The 20,480-nt window shown below is 63.3% G+C and carries 32 protein-coding genes; 2 read left to right on the forward strand and 30 right to left on the reverse strand.

The window, feature by feature from the left end; all coding sequences use genetic code 11:
- Positions 1 to 34: 34 nt before the first annotated feature.
- A complete protein-coding gene (locus tag FXB41_RS28390; RefSeq protein ID WP_007603052.1) occupies positions 35 to 1,648 on the forward strand; it encodes an OprO/OprP family phosphate-selective porin in 1,614 nt (537 codons plus the stop codon).
- 78 nt (positions 1,649 to 1,726) lie between these two features.
- Positions 1,727 to 2,740 carry a zinc-binding alcohol dehydrogenase family protein gene (locus tag FXB41_RS28395; RefSeq protein WP_219684093.1) on the forward strand — a complete coding sequence of 338 codons (1,014 nt, stop codon included), beginning with the start codon at positions 1,727 to 1,729 and terminating at the stop codon, positions 2,738 to 2,740.
- A 3-nt stretch (positions 2,741 to 2,743) separates the two neighbouring features.
- Here the strand turns inward: FXB41_RS28395 and FXB41_RS28400 are convergent, their stop codons facing one another.
- From FXB41_RS28400 to rpsJ, 30 genes are all read right to left on the reverse strand, one after another.
- Entirely contained in the window at positions 2,744 to 4,072 is a 1,329-nt protein-coding gene (locus FXB41_RS28400; protein ID WP_007603050.1) for a chloride channel protein, read from the reverse strand.
- Positions 4,073 to 4,125: 53 nt separating this feature from the next.
- A complete protein-coding gene (locus tag FXB41_RS28405) occupies positions 4,126 to 4,422 on the reverse strand; it encodes a DUF1330 domain-containing protein (protein ID WP_007603049.1) in 297 nt (98 codons plus the stop codon).
- 9 nt (positions 4,423 to 4,431) lie between these two features.
- Positions 4,432 to 5,220: an SDR family NAD(P)-dependent oxidoreductase gene (locus FXB41_RS28410; protein WP_007603048.1), complete on the reverse strand. Its 789-nt coding sequence runs from the start codon at positions 5,218 to 5,220 to the stop codon at positions 4,432 to 4,434.
- 159 nt (positions 5,221 to 5,379) lie between these two features.
- Positions 5,380 to 5,796 (reverse strand): 50S ribosomal protein L17, encoded by a 417-nt coding sequence (gene rplQ / locus FXB41_RS28415; protein WP_007603047.1) that lies wholly within the window; start codon positions 5,794 to 5,796, stop codon positions 5,380 to 5,382.
- Positions 5,797 to 5,916: 120 nt separating this feature from the next.
- Positions 5,917 to 6,948 (reverse strand): DNA-directed RNA polymerase subunit alpha, encoded by a 1,032-nt coding sequence (locus FXB41_RS28420; RefSeq protein WP_007603046.1) that lies wholly within the window; start codon positions 6,946 to 6,948, stop codon positions 5,917 to 5,919.
- A gap of 111 nt (positions 6,949 to 7,059) precedes the next feature.
- Positions 7,060 to 7,449 (reverse strand): 30S ribosomal protein S11, encoded by a 390-nt coding sequence (rpsK, locus tag FXB41_RS28425; RefSeq protein WP_007603045.1) that lies wholly within the window; start codon positions 7,447 to 7,449, stop codon positions 7,060 to 7,062.
- A gap of 123 nt (positions 7,450 to 7,572) precedes the next feature.
- Entirely contained in the window at positions 7,573 to 7,941 is a 369-nt protein-coding gene (gene rpsM, locus FXB41_RS28430) for a 30S ribosomal protein S13 (RefSeq protein WP_007611599.1), read from the reverse strand.
- A 187-nt stretch (positions 7,942 to 8,128) separates the two neighbouring features.
- Positions 8,129 to 9,010: an adenylate kinase gene (locus FXB41_RS28435; RefSeq protein WP_007603041.1), complete on the reverse strand. Its 882-nt coding sequence runs from the start codon at positions 9,008 to 9,010 to the stop codon at positions 8,129 to 8,131.
- Between the two features lie 280 nt (positions 9,011 to 9,290).
- Positions 9,291 to 10,622: a preprotein translocase subunit SecY gene (secY, locus tag FXB41_RS28440; RefSeq protein WP_007603040.1), complete on the reverse strand. Its 1,332-nt coding sequence runs from the start codon at positions 10,620 to 10,622 to the stop codon at positions 9,291 to 9,293.
- Positions 10,623 to 10,774: 152 nt separating this feature from the next.
- Positions 10,775 to 11,260 carry a 50S ribosomal protein L15 gene (rplO, locus tag FXB41_RS28445; RefSeq protein WP_007603039.1) on the reverse strand — a complete coding sequence of 162 codons (486 nt, stop codon included), beginning with the start codon at positions 11,258 to 11,260 and terminating at the stop codon, positions 10,775 to 10,777.
- 73 nt (positions 11,261 to 11,333) lie between these two features.
- Positions 11,334 to 11,540 (reverse strand): 50S ribosomal protein L30, encoded by a 207-nt coding sequence (gene rpmD, locus FXB41_RS28450; protein WP_007603038.1) that lies wholly within the window; start codon positions 11,538 to 11,540, stop codon positions 11,334 to 11,336.
- A gap of 25 nt (positions 11,541 to 11,565) precedes the next feature.
- Complete coding sequence (gene rpsE / locus FXB41_RS28455; RefSeq protein WP_007603037.1) at positions 11,566 to 12,153, reverse strand: 30S ribosomal protein S5; 588 nt, start codon at positions 12,151 to 12,153, stop codon at positions 11,566 to 11,568.
- Between the two features lie 47 nt (positions 12,154 to 12,200).
- Positions 12,201 to 12,563 carry a 50S ribosomal protein L18 gene (gene rplR, locus FXB41_RS28460; protein ID WP_007603036.1) on the reverse strand — a complete coding sequence of 121 codons (363 nt, stop codon included), beginning with the start codon at positions 12,561 to 12,563 and terminating at the stop codon, positions 12,201 to 12,203.
- Positions 12,564 to 12,574: 11 nt separating this feature from the next.
- Positions 12,575 to 13,108, reverse strand: a complete 534-nt coding sequence (gene rplF, locus FXB41_RS28465) for a 50S ribosomal protein L6 (RefSeq protein ID WP_007603035.1) — start codon at positions 13,106 to 13,108, stop codon at positions 12,575 to 12,577.
- Between the two features lie 16 nt (positions 13,109 to 13,124).
- A complete protein-coding gene (gene rpsH, locus FXB41_RS28470; RefSeq protein WP_007603034.1) occupies positions 13,125 to 13,523 on the reverse strand; it encodes a 30S ribosomal protein S8 in 399 nt (132 codons plus the stop codon).
- Positions 13,524 to 13,537: 14 nt separating this feature from the next.
- Positions 13,538 to 13,843: a 30S ribosomal protein S14 gene (gene rpsN, locus FXB41_RS28475; protein WP_007603033.1), complete on the reverse strand. Its 306-nt coding sequence runs from the start codon at positions 13,841 to 13,843 to the stop codon at positions 13,538 to 13,540.
- Between the two features lie 46 nt (positions 13,844 to 13,889).
- Positions 13,890 to 14,447 (reverse strand): 50S ribosomal protein L5, encoded by a 558-nt coding sequence (gene rplE / locus FXB41_RS28480; RefSeq protein WP_007603032.1) that lies wholly within the window; start codon positions 14,445 to 14,447, stop codon positions 13,890 to 13,892.
- Positions 14,440 to 14,754 (reverse strand): 50S ribosomal protein L24, encoded by a 315-nt coding sequence (gene rplX, locus FXB41_RS28485; protein WP_007603031.1) that lies wholly within the window; start codon positions 14,752 to 14,754, stop codon positions 14,440 to 14,442. The genes rplE and rplX overlap by 8 nt, the downstream gene beginning before the upstream one ends.
- Entirely contained in the window at positions 14,754 to 15,122 is a 369-nt protein-coding gene (rplN, locus tag FXB41_RS28490) for a 50S ribosomal protein L14 (protein WP_007603030.1), read from the reverse strand. The genes rplX and rplN overlap by 1 nt, the downstream gene beginning before the upstream one ends.
- 83 nt (positions 15,123 to 15,205) lie before the next feature.
- Positions 15,206 to 15,454 carry a 30S ribosomal protein S17 gene (gene rpsQ, locus FXB41_RS28495; RefSeq protein WP_007603028.1) on the reverse strand — a complete coding sequence of 83 codons (249 nt, stop codon included), beginning with the start codon at positions 15,452 to 15,454 and terminating at the stop codon, positions 15,206 to 15,208.
- A gap of 13 nt (positions 15,455 to 15,467) precedes the next feature.
- Positions 15,468 to 15,674: a 50S ribosomal protein L29 gene (gene rpmC, locus FXB41_RS28500; protein ID WP_007603026.1), complete on the reverse strand. Its 207-nt coding sequence runs from the start codon at positions 15,672 to 15,674 to the stop codon at positions 15,468 to 15,470.
- A gap of 5 nt (positions 15,675 to 15,679) precedes the next feature.
- Positions 15,680 to 16,093 carry a 50S ribosomal protein L16 gene (rplP, locus tag FXB41_RS28505; protein WP_007603024.1) on the reverse strand — a complete coding sequence of 138 codons (414 nt, stop codon included), beginning with the start codon at positions 16,091 to 16,093 and terminating at the stop codon, positions 15,680 to 15,682.
- Positions 16,094 to 16,125: 32 nt separating this feature from the next.
- Positions 16,126 to 16,851, reverse strand: a complete 726-nt coding sequence (gene rpsC / locus FXB41_RS28510; protein WP_007603023.1) for a 30S ribosomal protein S3 — start codon at positions 16,849 to 16,851, stop codon at positions 16,126 to 16,128.
- Between the two features lie 18 nt (positions 16,852 to 16,869).
- Entirely contained in the window at positions 16,870 to 17,256 is a 387-nt protein-coding gene (rplV, locus tag FXB41_RS28515; RefSeq protein WP_007603022.1) for a 50S ribosomal protein L22, read from the reverse strand.
- Between the two features lie 10 nt (positions 17,257 to 17,266).
- The gene (rpsS, locus tag FXB41_RS28520) at positions 17,267 to 17,545 is read right to left on the reverse strand and encodes a 30S ribosomal protein S19 (RefSeq protein ID WP_007603021.1); all 279 of its coding nucleotides are present in this window, start codon (positions 17,543 to 17,545) and stop codon (positions 17,267 to 17,269) included.
- A 12-nt stretch (positions 17,546 to 17,557) separates the two neighbouring features.
- Entirely contained in the window at positions 17,558 to 18,391 is an 834-nt protein-coding gene (rplB, locus tag FXB41_RS28525) for a 50S ribosomal protein L2 (RefSeq protein ID WP_007603020.1), read from the reverse strand.
- A 12-nt stretch (positions 18,392 to 18,403) separates the two neighbouring features.
- Positions 18,404 to 18,706, reverse strand: a complete 303-nt coding sequence (locus FXB41_RS28530; RefSeq protein WP_007603019.1) for a 50S ribosomal protein L23 — start codon at positions 18,704 to 18,706, stop codon at positions 18,404 to 18,406.
- Positions 18,703 to 19,323 (reverse strand): 50S ribosomal protein L4, encoded by a 621-nt coding sequence (gene rplD, locus FXB41_RS28535; RefSeq protein ID WP_007603018.1) that lies wholly within the window; start codon positions 19,321 to 19,323, stop codon positions 18,703 to 18,705. The genes FXB41_RS28530 and rplD overlap by 4 nt, the downstream gene beginning before the upstream one ends.
- A 1-nt stretch (position 19,324) precedes the next feature.
- Complete coding sequence (gene rplC, locus FXB41_RS28540) at positions 19,325 to 20,038, reverse strand: 50S ribosomal protein L3 (protein ID WP_007603016.1); 714 nt, start codon at positions 20,036 to 20,038, stop codon at positions 19,325 to 19,327.
- Positions 20,039 to 20,091: 53 nt separating this feature from the next.
- Positions 20,092 to 20,400, reverse strand: a complete 309-nt coding sequence (rpsJ, locus tag FXB41_RS28545; protein WP_002712302.1) for a 30S ribosomal protein S10 — start codon at positions 20,398 to 20,400, stop codon at positions 20,092 to 20,094.
- Positions 20,401 to 20,480 lie beyond the last annotated feature (80 nt).

Below are 20,480 nucleotides of genomic sequence, written 5' to 3' on the forward strand. Positions count from 1 at the left end.
CTTGGGGAAGTTCGTCAAACGATGGAGTCATGACGTGAGCAGGACAAGAATTGCAGCCACGGCGATTGGTCTCGCCGCCGCACTGGCAGCTTCGCAGGCCCAGGCCCAATCGGCGAGCAGCAGCGACCAGGAGATCGCGCTCCTGAAGCAGCAGTTGAAGATGCTGGAGCAGAAGCTCGACAAGCTCCAGAGCCAGACCGCCGCGAATACCGCGGCGACGGCGAAGGCCAGGCTTGAGGCGAAGGCGGAGGCGAAAGCCGAAGCGCGGTCCGAAGCGAAGGCCGTCGTCGCCAACGCCAACGCGGCGATCCCGCTCAAGGGACCAGCGCCCGCATCCGGCGTCGTCGTGACGATGCCGAACAACCGGCCCACTATCTGCACTGCCGATGGAGCAAACTGCGTCGGAATCACAGGCCGCGTGCATTGGGATGTCGGCGGCTATGACTATCGGCCCAACACGGGGGCGACCGTGCCGCAAAAGCTCGACAGCGGCGAGAACGTCCGCCGCGCGCGCATCGGTCTCGCCGGCAAGTTCTTCAATGACTGGAATTTCGCGCTGATCTACGACTTCGGCGGCTCCTCCGACGGATTTGGCGGCGCAGCTCCGGGTTCGCTGCCCGGCGGCGGCGTCTCCGGCGTCGAGAACGCCTATCTCAGCTACACCGGCTTGAAGCCATTCGGCGGCAAGATGGCCATCGAAGGCGGCATCATGGACCTGCCCTACACGCTCGATGAGGCCACGAGCTCCAACGACATCATGTTCATGGAGCGCGCCTCGGCGGGCATCGTTGCCACCAGCATCGCCGCAGGCGACTTCCGCTCGGCTGTCGGCACGCGCTGGTACAACGACGTGTTCTGGGCGGGCGGCTATGTTACCGGTCCCGCTACCGGTGCGATCCACTCAGCCTCGAGCGTTGCGCCGAACGGCACCACGGAACAATACGGCGCGGTCGCCCGTGTCGCCGGCCAGGTCGTCAGCGGCAAAGACTACTCAGTCCATCTCGGCGGCAATGCCGAATGGCTGATCCAGCCGACGCGCAATCTGGTGACGGGTGCACAGACGGTGACGCTGAGCGATCGTCCGGAACTGCGCATCGATCCCACGGCACTGGCTACGACCAGCGCAATCGCCAATGCCTCCGGCGCGCAGGTCTACAGCGTCGAAGCGGCCGCCACCTATGGACCGCTGATCCTGCAAGGCGAGTATTTCTGGTACAACATCGATCGCAGCGCCAATACCGGCCTGCCGCCGCTGGGTGCGCCGAGCCTCAAATTCCAGGGCGGCTACGCGCAGGCCGGCTACGTGCTGACGGGCGAGAGCCGCAGTTACAATGCGGCGAATGCGGCCTATGGCGGCGTTAAGCCAGCGCACCCGTTCTCGCTCGAGGGCGGTGGCTGGGGCGCGTGGGAAATCGCGGGACGGTTCTCCACGGTCGACCTCAACGATCAGCTCGGAACCGCCACCGGCGTCGCAGGCGGCCGGCAGACCGTCTACACGGCGGCGCTGAACTGGTACGTCAACGGCAACGTCCGTTTCATGCTGGACTATCTGCATGGCACGGTGTCGAGGCAGGCCTCGCCGGTCTCGACCGCCGATGTCGGCTCGAAATTCGATGCGGTCGCGATGCGGACGCAGTTCGCGTTCTAGGTCTCGCCTGTCGTCCCGGGGCGCCAAAATGCGAACCCGGGACCCAGCATCTGCAACGCTATCTGAAGGAGACACGCCATGAAGGCCGTCGGCTACAGGAAGTCGCTTCCGATCGAGGATCAGGACGCGCTGATCGATTTCGAGACCGCAAAGCCCGAACCGAAGGGCCGTGATATCCGCGTGGCCGTGAAGGCGATCTCGGCCAATCCGGTCGATTACAAGGTGCGCAAGCGCGCAGCCCCGCCAGAGGGCGAGACGAAGATTCTGGGCTATGACGCGGCCGGCGTGGTCGACGCCGTCGGTCCGGACGTCACGCTGTTCAAGCCGGGCGATGAGGTGTTTTACGCCGGCTCGATCCTGCGCCAGGGTACCAATTCCGAATTCCATCTCGTCGACGAGCGCATCGTCGGCAACAAGCCGAAGAGCCTGTCGTTTGCGCAGGCCGCCGCCCTACCCCTCACCTCCATCACCGCCTGGGAGCTGTTATTCGATCGGCTCGGTGCGGTGCCCGGCAAGAGTGTTGATCCGCGCACGCTCTTGATCACGGGCGGCGCCGGCGGTGTCGGCTCCATCCTGATCCAGCTTGCACGCCGCCTCACCGGCCTTACGGTTGTCGCGACCGCGACGCGACCGGAGTCGCAAAAATGGTGCCTCGATCTCGGCGCGCATGCGGTGATCGACCACGGCAAGCCGATGAAGGAGCAGATCGAGAAGCTCAAGCTGCCGCCGGTCGCGCTGGTGGCGAGCCTCACCTTCACCGACCAGCACTACAAGAGCATCGCCGAATTCATGGCACCGCAGGGCAAGTTCGGCCTGATCGACGATCCCCCGGAATTCACCGTGAGCGCGTTCAAGGGCAAGGCGATCTCGGTGCACTGGGAATCGATGTTCACGCGCTCCTCGTTCCAGACCGCCGACATGATCGCGCAGCATCATCTGCTCAACGATGTCGCCGACCTCATCGACAAGGGCGTGCTGCGCACGACGCTCGACCAGACCTTTGGCACGATCAACGCGATCAATCTCAAGCGCGCGCATGCACTGCTCGAGAGTGGCAAGTCGCGCGGCAAGATCGTGCTGGAGGGGTGGTAGGTCCTAGCTCGAACCGGGCGCCGCATTCGTCTCCGGCGGACGCGTCGCCCGCTCGATAAAGCCCTTGGCGAGCGCGTGGTAGATCCCTTCCTCGCAGATCATCCGCGATGTGGCATGTGCAATCAGGGCGGCGGCCATCAACGGCACCACCATGGCGTGGTTGTCGGTCATCTCGGTCACGATGACAAAAGCGGTGATCGGCGCCTGCACTACACCTGCAAAATACGACACCATGCCAAGCAGCATGATCGCGCCGACCGGAGCGTCGTGGAAGAAGGACGCGATATTGCTGCCGAGGCCGGCTCCAACGGCGAGTGACGGCGAAAAAATTCCGCCGGGTATGCCACTGATTGCCGCGAAGGTGGTGGCGAGAAGCTTGAGGATGCCGAAGTCCTGCGGCAGCGGTCCGCCCTGCTCCAGGGCCGTCTTTACCTGCTGGTAGCCTGTGCCATAGATCGTATCGCCGGAGACAAGGCCGCAGATCGCGACCGCCAATCCGCACGCAAGCGCGAACCACAGAGGGTGGCCCTTCACCGCGCGTCCGAACGGATGGGCCAAGCCGCGCGCCATAATGATGACGATACGGCTGAAGATGCCGCCAGCCAAACCGCCGACCACGCCGCACACCGGAACCGCCAGCCAGTCGACGCCGGGGGCCAGCGACATCGCACTGCTGCCGAAATAGGCGTAGTTGCCCATCAGCGCGAGCGAGGTCAGGCCGGCCGCGATCACCGCCGCAATGATGAGGCTGCTGGTACGTGTCTCGAAAGCACGGCTCATCTCCTCGATGCCGAAGACGATTCCCGCCAGCGGTGTGTTGAAGGCGGCCGCGACGCCGGCGGCCGCGCCGGCCAGGATCAATCCGGGCTGGCGGCGTGGCGAGACGCGGCCGAGGGCGAACATGATGGAAGCGCCGACTTGAACGCTCGGTCCTTCCCGGCCGACGGAGCCGCCGCATAGCAGGCCGAACAAGGTGAGGATCACTTTTCCGATCGCGATTCGGATCGAGACCAGGCTCTCGCGCGCCGCCTGGTCGGTCAGATGCCGCGCGGCGATCGCCTGGGGAATGCCGCTGCCCTGTGCGTTCGGGAACAGCCGGGTGGTCAGATAGGCCGAGAGCATGAAGCCGAGAGGTGTCACCGCGAGTACGACGTAGCGCGACTGAGCCAACAGCAGCGCAAAGGCGTGCTGGGCGAGATCGGCGAGCTGGGCCAGCACCACCGCCGCGGCGCCAACCCCGATCCCACCGAGCACGAAGATCGCCCGCCGCTGCCATCGCGCGGATGTCAGCCTGAACAGGCGTTTATGGCGGGTCGACAGGGGCCAGAGCATGAGCCGTTTTAGCCGGTCACGTCGCGAATTGAAGGGGCAAGCGAGCAGACCAGCTAGACTGGAACCACGCCTTCGACGAACATCAACCGTCGCTCCAGCGCCGTTTGCCGCAGCTTTAGCGCTTCGGCATATTCCACTGACGCGTACCATTCCTGCGCCCGCGCCATCGATGGGAACTCCACGATGATGATGGTCTTGGGCGGCGGGCCGCCCTCCACCACCTCAGTGGCGCCGCCACGCACGAGATAGCGGCCGCCATATTGCGCGATGGTTGCCGCGGCCAACGTGCGATAGGCTTCCATCGCGGCTCTGTCGCGCACCTCGACCTCGGAGATCACGTAGGCCGGCATGCGCAGGCCTCAGGCAATCGTGTTGACGATGCCGCCCTCGGCACGCAGCGCCGCACCGTTGGTCGCGGACGCTTCCTTCGAGGCGACATAGACCACCATGTTGGCGATCTCGTCGACGCTGGCGAAGCGCTGGATCAGCGAGCTCGGGCGATGCTGCTTGACGAAATTGGCCGCGGCCTCATCGACCGACTGGCCGTTCTGCTTGGCAAGATCCTTCACGAACGTCTCGACGCCCTCCGACATTGTCGGGCCCGGCAGCACGGAATTGACGGTGACGCCGGTGCCGCGGGTGAGCTGCGCCAGGCCCCGCGCGACCGAGAGCTGCGCCGTCTTGCTCATTCCATAGTGGATCATCTCGACGGGAATGTTGAGCCCGGACTCCGAGGAGATGAAGACGATGCGGCCCCAGTTGCGCTTGAGCATGCCCTTCATATACGCGCGCGAGAGACGCACGCCGCTCATGACGTTGACCTCGAAGAAGCGGCTCCAGTCCTCGTCCGGAATGTCGAAAAAGTCCTTCGGCTCGAAGATGCCGGCATTGTTGATGAGGATATCGACGTCTGGCAGCGCCGCGGCCAGCGCCTTGCAGCCGGCAGCGGTCGAGACATCGGCAGCGATGCCGCGGACCTTCCCGCCCACACCTTCCAGCTTGCGCACGGCGGCATCGACCTTGTCCTGGCCGCGTCCGTTGATCACGACGCTCGCACCCGAGCCGGCAAGGCCCTTGGCGATGGCGTGGCCGATACCAGCGGTCGAGCCGGTCACGAGGGCGGTCTTTCCGGAAAGGTCGATGTTCATGCGTGATCTCCGTTGATGCTGGCGGAGATATTGGGCGCTGCCGGCACGATAGCAATCGGCACTCACCGACGCGTGAGAGCAGGACGCAACCAACGAGGACGGCCAATAAAAAAGCGGCGCCCGAAGGCGCCGCTTTCTGAAAACTCTCTGCCGGTCGGCTTACGCCGCCTCGGCTTCCTTCTCCTGCACCGGACCGGAGTCCTGGCCCTTGGCATCGACGTCGCGGTCGACGAACTCGATCACGGCCATCGGGGCGTTGTCGCCGTAGCGGAAGCCGGCCTTGATGATGCGGGTGTAGCCACCCTGGCGATCCTTGTAGCGGGGCGCGAGGGTGTCAAACAGCTTCCTGACCTGATCCTTGTCGCGCATTTCGGAGATGGCCTGGCGGCGCATGGCCAGCCCGCCCTTCTTGCCGAGGGTAATCAGCTTCTCGACGATCGGACGCAATTCCTTCGCCTTCGGCAGCGTGGTGACGATCTGCTCGTGCTTGATCAGCGCGGCGCACATGTTGGCGAACATCGCGCGGCGATGCTCGGCGGTGCGGTTGAGCTTACGATGAACCTTGCCGTGACGCATTTATCTATTCCTTGAATTTCATTCGTCGCGACGGTTCGTCGGACCAGTTGCTCAGGTGGGCTGCCTGCGTTCGCCCGCTAAGGCGCGATGAATTCGCGCCTCAGCCTGTCGTCGTTCGGATCAGTAGTGATCCTCGAAGCGCTTGGCGAGCTCGTCGATGTTCTCCGGCGGCCAGCCCGGCACTTCCATGCCGAGGTGCAGACCCATCTGGGCCAACACTTCCTTGATCTCGTTCAGCGACTTGCGGCCGAAGTTCGGAGTGCGGAGCATTTCGGCTTCGGACTTCTGCACGAGGTCGCCGATGTAGACGATGTTGTCGTTCTTCAAGCAGTTGGCCGAACGCACCGACAGCTCGAGCTCGTCCACCTTCTTGAGGAAGGCCGGGTTGAAGGCGAGGTCCGGGATGATCTCTTGGGCGACTTCCTTGCGCGGCTCTTCGAAGTTGACGAACACGTTGAGCTGATCTTGCAGGATGCGCGCAGCGTAGGCGACGGAATCATCAGGCGTCAGCGCGCCGTTGGTCTCGATCGTCATGGTCAGCTTGTCGTAGTCGAGGATCTGGCCCTCGCGGGTGTTCTCGACCTTGTAGGAGACCTTGCGGACCGGCGAGTACAGGCTATCGACCGGGATCAGGCCGATCGGTGCGTCCTCGGGGCGGTTGCGCTCGGCGGGAACGTAGCCCTTGCCGGTTGCGACCGTGAACTCCATGCGGATCTCGGCGCCCTCGTCGAGCGTGCAGATCTGCAGGTCGGGATTGAGCACGACGACGTCGCCCACGGTCTGGATGTCGCCGGCGGTGACGACGCCCGGGCCGGACTTCTTGACGACCATGCGCTTGGGGCCTTCGCCCTGCATCTTGATCGAGATGTCCTTGATGTTGAGCACGATGTCGGTGACGTCCTCACGGACGCCCGCGATCGAGGAGAACTCGTGCAGCACGCCGTCGATGTGCACCGACTGCACTGCCGCGCCCTGGAGCGAGGACAGCAGGATGCGGCGCAGCGCGTTGCCGAGCGTCTGGCCGAAGCCGCGCTCGAGCGGTTCGGCGACGATGGTCGCGAAACGGGTCGGATCGCTGCCGGGCTGTACCTGCAGCTTGTTCGGCCGAATCAGTTCTTGCCAATTTTTCTGGATCGTCACTGTTTCACCCATACAGGCCAGTCAGACTGCTGTTGCAGGCACTGGCGTTGGAGAAAGGCCGCAGATCATTTCCACGGCTTTGCAAAAAGTCATCGCGGGCGCCGATGCGCCCGCAATCTGGTATCAAACGCGCCGACGCTTACGGGGACGGCAACCGTTGTGCGGGATCGTGGTCACGTCGCGGATCGAGGTGACGGTGAAGCCCGCGGCCTGCAGCGCCCGGAGCGCCGATTCGCGGCCCGAACCGGGACCGGCGACTTCGACTTCCAGCGTGCGCATGCCGTGCTCTTGCGCCTTCTTCGACACGTCCTCGGCGGCAACCTGTGCGGCATACGGGGTCGACTTGCGCGAGCCCTTGAAGCCCATCGTGCCGGCGGAGGACCAGGCAATCGTGTTGCCCTGCGCGTCGGTGATGGTGATGGTCGTGTTGTTGAACGACGAGTTCACGTGCGCGACGCCGGAGGCGATGTTCTTGCGCTCACGACGACGAACGCGGGTGGCTTCCTTGCCCATAGACTACCTTTCCTGAAGATCTCAAACGCCGCCGTAATGCCAGCGGCTACACCTGTGGAACGAAAGGCGCGTGGCGAACGGGTCATCCCCGGGTCGCCACACGCCGTGATTGGATGCGAAAACTTACTTCTTCTTGCCGGCGATGGCCTTGGCCGGACCCTTGCGCGTACGCGCATTGGTGTGGGTACGCTGGCCACGCACCGGCAGACCGCGACGATGGCGCAGGCCGCGGTAGCAGCCGAGATCCATCAGACGCTTGATGTTGATGCCGACCTCACGACGCAAATCGCCCTCGACGAGATAGTCGCGGTCGATCACTTCGCGGATCTGAAGCACTTCGGCGTCGCTGAGCTGATTGACCCGACGATCGTCTGGGATCTTCACCTTCTCCATGATCTCACCGGCGATCTTCTGACCGATGCCATGGATGTACTGGAGCGCGATCAGCACGCGCTTGTTGGTCGGGATGTTCACGCCGGCAATACGGGCCACGGCCTTCTCTCCTGTCGCCAATCCCTCGTCAGGAATCGGGCTTTAAGTGCTTGGTTTCTCGGGCAGGTGTTCACAAACGCGAACACGACGCCCACCCCTGGTCTTCCTGGGGCCCGGCATCGTTTGAAACTATCCGACTTGGATGCGGGGCTTATTAGGGGATTCAGGGGGCTTTCGTCAACCGCTGCTAGCGCTTAGCTCGCCTTTTCGTGACCTTTTTTGCGGCCTTTTTGGCACCTTTCTTGACAGCCTTCCTGGCGGTCTTTTTGGCTGCCTTCTTCTTTCCTACCTTCTTGGCGGCTTTCTTGACGATTCTCTTGCCTGCCTTCGTCGCCTTCTTGGCCGCCTTCTTGGATTTCGCAGCCTTTTTGGCCGCTTTCACGGGCGTTTTGGCCGATTTCTTAGCAGTCTTGGCCTTTCTGGCCGGGGCCGCCTTGGCCGCGCTCCGGGCGCGGGTCTTGCCATGTGTCTTGGGCTCGACCGCCCCGAGCGCCAGGAGCTGGCGATGGATGGCGCGGGTGACCTCGTCGATGGCCATCATGCCGTCGATGGTCGAGAGCTTCCGCCGCTCGGAATAGTAGTGAATCAGCGGCTCCGTCTGGTTGCGGTAGCTGGCGAGTCGCTTGGTGAGGACTTCCGGAGTGTCGTCGAGCCGGACCTCCTCCCCGCGCTCGCGCATCTGGGCGACGCGAGTCTCGACACGGTTCAGGAGCGCGCTCTCGTTGACGCGGAGCTCGATCACGGCATCGAGCTTGAGGTGCTTGTGCTTGAGCAGCTCATCCAGCGCCTCGGCCTGCGGCACGGTCCGCGGGAAACCGTCGAGGATAAAACCGTTCTTGGCATCCGGCTGATCGATCCGATCGGAGATGATTCCGACCACGACATCGTCTGGCACGAGGCCGCCGCTGGCCATAATCTCCTTGGCCTTGAGACCGACCGGCGTTCCGGCCGCCACCGCTGCACGCAACATCTCGCCGGTCGAGAGCTGGACGATGCCATAGCGCTGCACCAGCAGCTGCGCCTGGGTGCCCTTGCCCGATCCCGGCGGCCCCAGAAGTATAATTCTCATCGGCGTACGCCCCCCGATTGGTGCGCGATACGTCGTGCACCTGTGTTTTGAAGTCCAGTTACAGTGCAAATCATAATCAGCGCCGCACCGCTACCCATATCATAGGGGAGCAAATGGCCGGACGCCAAGAAGCCTTTGAGACCAGTGCTTGGAGATAAGTGCTTGCACGACAGTAAGAGCGGCTTTGCCGAGGCGACCAAATGGCCGGCTCGCCGTCCGCGCGCGTTGCACGCGCGGCGAATCGGCGGCGGCAATTGCGCCGCCCGAGAGGACGCCGCGCTTAACGGCGGCGGCCGCGCAGCTTCGACTTCCGGATCAGGCCTTCGTACTGATGCGCCAGGAGATAGCCCTGCACCTGTGCCACCGTGTCCATGGTGACGCTGACGACGATCAGCAGCGAAGTGCCGCCAAAGTAGAACGGCACCGACGCGTAGGAGATCAGGATTTCTGGAATCAAGCAGACGATCGCGAGATAGACCGCGCCGAGCACGGTGATGCGCGACAGCACGTAGTCGATATATTCCGCGGTACGCTCGCCCGGGCGGATACCCGGAATGAAGCCGCCGTGCTTCTTCAGATTGTCCGCAGTCTCGGTCGGATTGAACACGATCGCGGTGTAAAAGAAGGCGAAGAACACGATCAGCGCCAGATACATGATCAGGAACAGCGGACGGCCGTGGCCGAGCTGGGTGGTGATCCACTGGAACCATTCCGGCCCGCTGCCCGCATTGAAGTTCGCAACCGTGGTCGGCAGCAGCAGCAGTGAGGACGCGAAGATCGGCGGGATCACGCCCGAGGTGTTGAGCTTGAGCGGCAGATGCGAGGACTGCCCCTCGAACATCTTGTTGCCGACTTGGCGCTTCGGATACTGGATCAAGAGCCGGCGCTGGGCGCGCTCCACGAACACGATGAAGGCGATCACGGCCACCGCCATGACGATGACGACCAGAATCAGGCCGGTCGACATCGCACCCTGACGGCCGAGTTCGAGCATGTTGGCGAGCGCCGCGGGCAGCTCGGCGACGATGCCGGAGAGAATGATCAGAGAAATGCCGTTGCCGATGCCGCGCGAGGTGATCTGCTCGCCCAGCCACATCAGGAACATGGTGCCGCCGGTCAGCGTGATCGCCGTCGACAGGCGGAAGAACATGCCGGGGTCGCTGACGACGTTGCCGGCGCCTTCGAGGCCCACCGCAATGCCGTAGGACTGGAACGCGGCCAGGATCACCGTGAGATAACGGGTGTACTGGTTCAGCAGCTTGCGGCCGGACTCGCCTTCCTTCTTCAGCGCCTCGAGCTGCGGGGAGACGGTGGTCAGGAGTTGGATGATGATGGAGGCCGAGATGTACGGCATGATGTTCAGCGCAAAGATCGCCATGCGGTGAATGCCGCCGCCGGCGAACATGTTGAACATGCCGAGGATGCCGCCCGCCTGGGAGCGGAACACCTGCTCCCAGATGTTGGGATCGATGCCGGGGAGCGGGATGTAGGTCCCGAGCCGATAAACGAGCAGCGCACCCAGGGTAAACCAGATGCGCTTCTTCAGTTCGTCGGCCTTGGCAAACGCACCGAAATTGAGATTGGCTGCCAGTTGTTCCGCTGCAGAGGCCATCTTGGACTTTCTCCCGCCGCTTATTGCGCCGTTATGCCCGCGGCCGGGCTACATTATACCGGACACCGGACATTATCTGGGGCTACGGCTTCGATAAGTCCATCGTCCCGCATGCGTAAAGGCCCGCGAGCCGCGGGCCGATGACGCAGTTGTTACGCCGCCTCGCCTTCTTCCTTGGCAGGCGCGAGGATCTTCACCGAACCGCCGGCCTTCTCGACTGCCGCAATCGCGGTCTTCGAGGCGCCGTGCACTTCGATGTTGAGCTTGGCCTTGAACTCGCCACGGCCGAGCAGCCGCAGGCCACCCTTGGCGCGGCGCAGCACGCCGGCCTTGACCAGGGATTCGACGTTCACGACGCTGCCGGTGTCGATCTTCTTGGCATCGACCGCGTCCTGGAGCCGGTCGAGATTGATCTCGGCGAACTCCACACGGAAGATGTTGTTGAAGCCGCGCTTAGGCAGACGACGATGCAAGGGCATCTGGCCGCCTTCGAAACCCTTGATGCGCACGCCCGAACGCGCGGTCTGGCCCTTGCCACCGCGGCCGGCCTGCTTGCCCTTGCCCGAACCAATGCCGCGGCCGACGCGCATACGCTTCTTGCGCGAGCCGGCATTGTCGGCGATATCGCTGAGCTTCATCGCCCTGCTCCTTGTTTCTTGCGCATGACCTTCACCGAAAACGGGTCCCCGCTCCGGGATCGTGCGCCTTTGCTTACTTCTCGTCGACGATGCGAACGAGATGGTGAACTTTCAAGATCATGCCACGGACCGCCGGGGTGTCCGGCAGTTCGCTGGTGCGGCCGATCTTGTTGAGCTTGAGCCCGATCAGCGTCGAGCGCTGCGAGTGATGGCGGCGGATCGCGCTGCCGGTCTGCTCGATCTTGATCGTCTTTGCGGTCGTAACGGCACTCTTGGCCATGGGCGTCTACTCCGAAAAGCTTGCGTTATTCGGCAACCGCCTCGGCGTCACCACCGATACGGCGGGACTGGAGGGTGGACACCTTGATATTGCGGCGGGCAGCGACCGAGCGCGGCGAATCCTGATGCTTCAGCGCATCGAAGGTCGCGCGAACCATGTTGTACGGGTTCGACGAGCCGATCGACTTCGCAACCACGTCCTGGACGCCGAGCGTCTCGAACACGGCGCGCATCGGACCGCCGGCGATGATGCCGGTACCGGCCGGAGCTGCGCGCAGGTAAACACGGCCCGCGCCATGACGGCCGGCGATGTCGTGATGCAGCGTGCGGCCCTCGCGCAACGACACGCGGGTCAGGTTGCGCTTGGCGGATTCGGTTGCCTTGCGGATCGCCTCGGGCACTTCGCGCGCCTTGCCGTGACCGAAGCCGGCGCGGCCCTTCTGGTCGCCGATCACGACCAGCGCTGCGAAACCGAAGCGCTTGCCGCCCTTGACGACCTTGGCGACGCGATTGATGTGGACGAGCTTGTCGACGAACTCGCTGTCGCGCTCTTCCCTGCGTTCACGTCCGCCGCCGCGTTGATCGCGTCCACCACGTTGTTCGCGTTCTGCCATGGTTTTTCCAGTCCTTCAGAGGCTTACGCCTCAATCCTCAAATTCTGTTAGAAGCTCAGCCCGCTCTCACGCGCCGCGTCGGCAAGAGCCTTGACGCGCCCGTGATAGAGATAGCTGCCGCGATCGAACACGACTTCCTTGACACCCTTCTCGGCGGCGCGCTCGGCCAGCAGCTTGCCGACCGCCTTCGCCGCATCGATGTCGGCGCCGGTCTTGCCGCCATCGCGCATCGACTTCTCGAGCGACGAGGCAGAGGCCAGCGTCTCGCCCTTCAGGTCGTCGATGACCTGGGCGTAGATGTGCTTGGACGAGCGGAACACCGACAGGCGCGGACGGCCGCCACCCGAACGGCGCAGCTTCAGACGTACACTGCGCTTGCGCCGGGCATTCGTAACCTTGGCTTTCGACATGACCGGCTCCGTTACTTCTTCTTGCCTTCCTTGCGGAAGATGAATTCGCCAACATACTTCACGCCCTTGCCCTTGTAGGGCTCCGGCGGACGATAGGAGCGAATCTCGGCGGCGACCTGGCCGACGCGCTGAATGTCGCTGCCGGTCACCGTGATCTCGGTCGGCTTCGGCACGGTGATCGTGATCCCTTCCGGGATCGCGTAGACCACATCGTGGCTGTAGCCGAGCGCGAGCTGCAGGTTCTTGCCCTGCAGCGCGGCGCGGTAACCGACGCCGGTGATTTCGAGCTTCTTCTCGAAACCCTTGGTGACGCCTTCGACCAGATTCGCGACCTGGGCGCGAGCGGTCCCGTACAGGGCCCGCGCGCGGTTGGTCTCGACCCGGGGGTTCACCTTGACCTGCCCGTTGTCGAGCTTCACCTCGACGTCGTTATGGACGACGAACTGAAGCTGGCCCTTCGGCCCCTTCATCTTGACGGTCTGCCCGTCGACGGTCGCGGTCACACCCGACGGCACCGCTACCGGCCTTTTGCCAACACGTGACATGGATCAAAAATCCTTCTCAGAACACCGTGAAGAGAACTTCACCGCCCACGTTCGCTTCACGCGCACTGTGGTCAGCCATGATTCCCTTCGGCGTCGACAACACCGAAATGCCGAGTCCGTTATTGACCCGCGGCAGGTTCTTCACCGAGGCGTAAACGCGACGCCCGGGCTTGGAGACACGCTCGATCTCGCGGATAACGGGCTCGCCGTCGAAATACTTCAGCTCGATCTCGATCTCGCTGCGGCCCGAGGAGTGCTCGAGCGTGGCGTAACCGCGGATGTAGCCCTCGCTCTTGAGCACCTCGAGGACGTTCTCACGCATCTTCGAGCCAGGCGTGGAGACCTTGTTCTTGGAACGCATCTGCGCGTTACGGATGCGGGTGATCAGATCGCTGATTGGATCGTGCGTAGACATCTAAACGACCCTCCTTACCAGCTGGACTTTACGAGGCCCGGGACCATGCCCCTGGAGCCAAGATCCCGCATTGCGATGCGGGACAGTTTGGTCAAGCGATAGTTCGAGCGCGAACGGCCCGACAGCTCGCAACGCAGACGGATGCGGGTCGTCGACGAGTTGCGCGGCATTTCCGCCAGCTTCAGGGTCGCGGCGAACCGCTCCTCCATCGGCAGCGACTTGTCGGCGATGATCGCCTTCAACCGCTCGCGCTTCGGAGCGGCGTTCTTCGCCATCCGCTTGCGCCGGTTGTTCTTCTCGACTGAACTCTTCTTTGCCATGCTTGGCTCCTGGGTATCCGCGTTTGAGAGGCTTTAGGTCAGCGTCTCACTGCCGGAACGGGAAATTGAAAGCGGTCAACAAGGCCCTCGCCTCGTCGTCGGTCTTGGCCGTGGTGCAGACGGTGATGTCCATACCACGGGATTCCGTGACCTTGTCGAAGTCGATCTCGGGGAAAATGATGTGTTCCTTGAGGCCGAGCGAGTAGTTGCCGCGGCCGTCGAAGCTCTTCGGGTTCAAGCCGCGGAAGTCGCGGACGCGCGGCAGCGCGACCGTCACCAGGCGATCGATGAACTCGTACATGCGGGCCTTGCGCAGCGTGACCTTGCAGCCGATCGGCTGGTTCTCACGCAACTTGAAGGTCGCGATTGCGATGCGCGAATAGGTCACGATCGCCTTCTGGCCGGCGATCTGGGTCAATTCCGCAGCGGCGTTCTCGGCCTTCTTGCGGTCGTTGACGGAATCGCCAACGCCCATGTTCAGCACGACCTTGTCCAGCCGCGGAACCTGCATGACGTTCTCATAACCGAACTTCTCGGTCATTTCCGTCCGGATCTTCGCGTCGTATTCCGCGCGCAGGCGCGGCGTGTAAGCGGCCTCAGCCATCGATCTCAGCTCCCGAGCTCTTGGCGATGCGGACCTTCTTGCCGTCCGCCAGAATCTTGAATCCGACGCGGGTCGGCTTCCCGTCCTTGCCGACATACGCGATGTTGGACAGTTGGATCGGCGACTCTTTCGAGATGATGCCGCCCTCCTGGGCCTGCGTCTGCTTCTGGTGACGCTTGACCATGTTGATGCCGCGCACCAGCGCCGTACCGGCGTCGGGACGCACTTCGAACACCTCGCCGGTGCGGCCCTTGTCGCGGCCGGTCAGCACGACGACCTTGTCGCCCTTGCGGATCTTCGCAGCCATCACAGCACCTCCGGCGCGAGCGAGATGATCTTCATGTGGTTCTTGGCGCGCAGCTCGCGCGGCACGGGCCCGAAGATACGGGTACCGACCGGCTCGGACTGATTGTTGATCAGAACGGCGGCGTTGCGGTCGAAGCGGATGACCGAACCGTCGGCGCGGCGGATGTCCTTGCGGACGCGCACCACGACGGCCTTCATCACGTCGCCCTTCTTCACCTTGCCACGCGGAATCGCTTCCTTGATCGAGACAACGATGATGTCGCCGATCGTGGCGTAGCGGCGCTTGGAGCCCCCGAGCACCTTGATACACATGACACGGCGTGCGCCAGAATTATCGGCCACGTCGAGGTTGGTCTGCATCTGAATCATTGATGCACCTCGTCCTCTTCTCTTTGCGCCAGCCCAGCCGGCGCTCAACATTTACCTGAAGTCAGTCGGCTAAAGCCAACAGATCAGGCGCTTTTCTTGTGTTCGCCCCGGATCACGACCCAGCGCTTCAACTTCGAAATCGGCTTCGATTCCTCGATCCACACCATGTCGCCCGGCTTGAACTCGTTGCTCTCGTCGTGCGCGTGGTAGTTCTTCGAACGGCGGATCGTCTTCTTGTAGATCGGGTGCGTAAAGCGGCGATCGACGCGCACCACGATGGTCTTGGCTTGCTTGTCGCTGACGACCACGCCCTGCAAAGTACGTTTCGGCATCTTCGTAAGCCTCTTACTTCTTCTTCGCGCGCGTCTGCGCGGCGACGGTCTTGATCCGGGCGATGTCACGGCGGGCCTCGCGCAGGCGCGAGGTGTTCTCGAGCTGCCCGGTGGCGCGCTGGAAGCGCAGGTTGAAGCGCTCCTTCTTCAGGTTCAGGATGGCGTCATCCTGCTGATCGGGGCTCAACGCGCGGATGTCTTCGATTTTCATCTGGGCCATGGCCATTACTCCGCAATGCGCTCGACGAAGCGCGTCTTGATCGGCAGCTTGGCTGCCGCCAGGGTCAGCGCTTCACGCGCTGTCTGGGTGTTGACGCCGTCGATCTCGAACAGTACCCGGCCCGGCTTGACGCGCGCGACCCACAATTCCGGCGCGCCCTTGCCGGAACCCATGCGGACTTCGGCAGGCTTCTTCGACACGGGAACGTCGGGGAATATGCGGATCCAGACGCGGCCGGCGCGCTTCATGTGGCGGGTCAGCGCGCGGCGAGCGGCTTCGATCTGGCGCGCGGTGACGCGCTCAGGCTCGGTCGCCTTCAGACCGAACTGGCCGAACGCCAACGTCGCGCCCGAAGACGCAACGCCGTGGATACGGCCCTTATGCGCCTTCCGGAACTTCGTTTTCTTAGGTTGCATCATGGCTTCAAGCCCTCAAATTCTCTGTGCTGGCGTCAGGCTGCAGCGTTGTCACGGCGCTGCCGGCCGCCGCGATCGCCGCCGCCACCAGTCTCACCTTCGGCCATTCTCTTGTCCTGGGCCATCGGATCGTGCTCGAGGATCTCGCCTTTGAAGATCCAGACCTTGACACCGCAGGTGCCGAAGGTCGTGAACGCGGTCGCAACGCCGTAGTCGATGTCTGCGCGCAGCGTGTGCAGCGGCACGCGACCTTCGCGGTACCACTCCATGCGCGCGATTTCCGCACCGCCCAGACGTCCCGAGCAGTTGATGCGGATGCCTTCCGCGCCGAGACGCATCGCCGACTGGACGGCGCGCTTCATGGCGCGGCGGAACGCCACGCGGCGCTCCAGCTGCTGCGCGATCGACTCGGCCACCAGCGTCGCATCGAGCTCCGGCTTGCGGATTTCGACGATGTTGATGACGACGTCGGACGCGGTGATGTCCGCGACCTTCTTGCGCAGCTTGTCGATGTCGGCGCCCTTCTTGCCGATCACCACGCCCGGACGAGCCGAGTGGATGGTGACGCGGCACTTCTTGTGCGGACGCTCGATCACGATGCGGGCGACGGCCGCCTGCTTGAGCTCCTTGTGCAGGATCTCGCGGATCTTGACGTCCTCGTGCAGCAGCTTGCCGTATTCCTGCTTGCCGGCGTACCAGCGGGAATCCCAGGTCCGGTTGATGCCGAGACGCAGACCGATCGGATTGATCTTTTGACCCATCGTGTTCTCCTGCGTCCCTTAAGCCGCTGCTGCGGCTTCGACCTGACGAACGATGATCGTCAGCTGTGAAAATGGTTTGTAGACACGGCCCGAGCGGCCACGGCCGCGGGCGGCAAAGCGCTTCATCACGAGGCCATTGCCGACGAAGGCCTGCGCCACGACGAGATCGTCGACGTCGAGGTCGTGGTTGTTCTCGGCGTTGGCAATAGCCGATTCCAGGCACTTCTTCACGTCAACCGCGATCCGCTTGCGCGAAAACTGCAGGTCGGCGAGCGCAGCAGCCGCCTTCCGGCCGCGAATGAGCTGGGCGACCAGGTTGAGCTTCTGCGGGCTCACCCGCAGCATCCGGGCGACCGCCTTGGCCTCGTTCTCGGCGAGGCTCCGTTCGCGCTTAGGTTTGCTCATCGTTTAATCCTCAAGCCTTCTTGGCTTTCTTGTCCCCGGAGTGGCCATGGAAGGTACGGGTCGGCGAGAACTCGCCGAACTTGTGACCGACCATTTCCTCGTTGACGGCCACCGGCACGTGCTTCTGACCGTTGTAGACGCCGAAGGTCAGGCCGACGAATTGCGGCAGGATCGTCGAGCGACGGCTCCAGATCTTGATGACGTCGTGACGGCCGGACGAGCGCGCGGCATCTGCCTTCTTGAGCAGAGAACCCTCGACGAACGGGCCTTTCCAGACTGAACGAACCATGTCCGGCGTTCCTTACTTCTTCCGCTTGTGGCGGCTTAGGAGAATGAATTTGTTGGTCGACTTGTTCGAGCGGGTCTTCTTGCCCTTGGTCGGCTTGCCCCACGGAGTAACCGGGTGGCGACCGCCCGAGGTACGACCTTCACCACCGCCGTGCGGATGGTCGATCGGGTTCATGGAAACGCCGCGGTTGTGCGGCTTGCGGCCCAGCCAACGGTTGCGGCCGGCCTTGCCGATCGACGTGTTCATGTGATCCGGGTTCGACACCGCGCCAATCGTGGCGCGGCAACGGCCGTGCACCAGGCGCTGTTCGCCCGAGTTCAGGCGGACGATCACGTAGTCCTGGTCGCGACCGACGAGCTGGGCGTAGGTGCCCGCGGAACGGGCGAGCTGGCCGCCCTTCCCGATCTTGACCTCGATGTTGTGGATGATCGTGCCGACCGGCATGTTGCCGAGCGGCATGACATTGCCCGGCTTCACGTCGACGTAGTTGCCGGCGACGACGGAATCACCGACGGCCAAACGCTGCGGCGCCAGGATATAGGCCTGGGTGCCGTCTTCGTACTTGACCAGCGCGATGAAGGCGGTGCGGTTCGGATCGTATTCCAGCCGCTCGACCGTCGCGGGCGCATCGACCTTGTCACGCTTGAAATCGACCGTACGCAACGTCCGCTTATGACCGCCGCCGCGGAAGCGCACGGTGATGCGACCGGTGTTGTTGCGGCCGCCAGAGGAGTGCTTACCTTCGGTGAGCGCCTTGACCGGCTTGCCCTTGTAGAGGGCCGAACGATCGACCATGACCAGCTGGCGCTGGCCCGGCGTCGTGGGATTGAATGTCTTCAGTGCCATCGTCGTACGACCTTACAGACCGGTGGTCACGTCGATCCGGTGACCCTCTTCGAGAGTCACGATCGCGCGCTTGGAGTTCGACTGCGAGCCGAGATTGCCGCGGAAGATCTTGGTCTTGCCCTTGCGGACCAGCGTGTTGACACTCTTGACCTTGACGTCGAACAGCTTCTCGATCGCTTCCTTGATCTGCGGCTTGGTCGCCTTTGCGGCCACCTTGAACAGCACCTTGTTGTGCTCCGAGGCGATCGTGGCCTTTTCGGTCACGACCGGCGACAGGATCACGTCGTAGTGGCGAGGCTCGATGTTCTTCGTCATTTGAAGCGCGCCTCCAGCGCATCGATGGCGGCCTTGGTCAGAACAAGCTTCCGACGGCGCAGGATATCATAGACGTTGATGCCCTGGATCGGCAGCACGTCCATGTTCGGGATGTTGCGGGCTGCAGCGGCGAAGCCGTTGTTGAGCTCGGCGCCGTCGATGATCAGCGCGTTGGTCAAACCCAGACCGGAGAAATGACCGAGCAGCGCCTTGGTCTTGGCAGCTTCCAGCGCTGCCTTGTCGATCACGATGAGATCGCCGTCCTTGGCCTTGGCCGAGAGCGCATGCTTGAGGGCGAGCGCACGGACCTTCTTCGGCAGGTCGGTGGCGTGCGAACGCACCACCGGACCGAAGGCACGGCCACCGCCGCGGAACTGCGGCACGCGAGCCGAGCCGTGACGAGCACCACCGGTGCCCTTCTGCTTGTACATCTTCTTGCCGGTGCGCCAGATCTCGGCGCGGCCCTTGGCCTTGTGCGTACCGGCCTGGCGCTTGTTGAGCTGCCACTGCACGCAACGTGCAATGATGTCCTGGCGCGGCTCGAGGCCGAAAATGGTGTCGGAAAGCTGGACCGAGCCGGCTTCCTTACCTTCGAGGGTCGTGACCTTCAATTCCATCTCACGCCTCCTGCGCAGCCGGAGCAGCGTCCGCTTCGCCAGCAACCTTGAACTTGCCGGGCTTCGGAGCTTCCTTCGGCAGCGGCTTCTTGACGGCGTCGCGCACGCGGATCCAGCCGCCCTTGGAACCGGGAACGGCGCCTTCGACGAGGATCAGACCGCGCTCGACATCGAGCTGAACGACACGAAGGTTGAGCGTGGTGATGCGGTCGACGCCCATGTGACCGGGCATCTTCTTGTTCTTCCAGGTCTTGCCCGGATCCTGACGGCCACCGGTCGAACCGATCGAACGGTGCGAGACCGAGACGCCGTGAGTGGCGCGCAGACCGCCGAAGTTCCAGCGCTTCATACCGCCGGCAAAACCCTTACCGACCGAAGTACCGGTGACGTCGACGAACTGACCGACGACAAAGTGGTCGGCCAGGATCTCGGCACCGACGGGGATCATCTGATCCGCGGAGACGCGGAATTCCTCGACCTGCCGCTTCGGCTCGACCTTGGCGACCGCGAACTGGCCGCGCTCCGCCTTGGGCATGTACACGGTCTTGCGGCTGCCAGAACCAAGCTGGAGCGCGACATAACCGTTTTTCTCTTCGGTGCGGTGGCCTACGACCTGGCAATTGCCGAGCTTCAGCACGGTCACGGGGATATGTTCGCCGGCCTCTGTAAAGACCCGCGTCATCCCGACCTTTTGTGCGATCACTCCGGAGCGCATCGGCGTGCTTCCTGTTCTTTCTGTCCGCTAGTGGCGAACGTGATCCAAAAATCTTAGAGCTTGATCTCGACGTCGACACCGGCGGCCAGGTCGAGCTTCATCAAAGCATCGACGGTCTGCGGGGTCGGGTCGACGATGTCGAGCAGGCGCTTGTGAGTGCGCATCTCGAACTGCTCGCGGCTCTTCTTGTCGACGTGCGGCGAACGGTTGACGGTGAACTTCTCGATGCGGGTGGGCAGCGGAATGGGTCCGCGGACCTGCGCGCCGGTGCGCTTCGCCGTGTTCACGATCTCGCGGGTCGACGTATCGAGGATACGATGGTCGAACGCCTTGAGACGGATGCGAATATTTTGGCCGTTCATTGCCGTGGTCTTTCTTCAGTGGGGTGGCGAATAGCGAATAGCGAATGTCACATTCGCTATTCGCCGATCCCTATTCTCGT

This window comes from Bradyrhizobium canariense (assembly GCF_019402665.1).
Classification (GTDB): Bacteria; Pseudomonadota; Alphaproteobacteria; order Rhizobiales; family Xanthobacteraceae; genus Bradyrhizobium; species Bradyrhizobium canariense.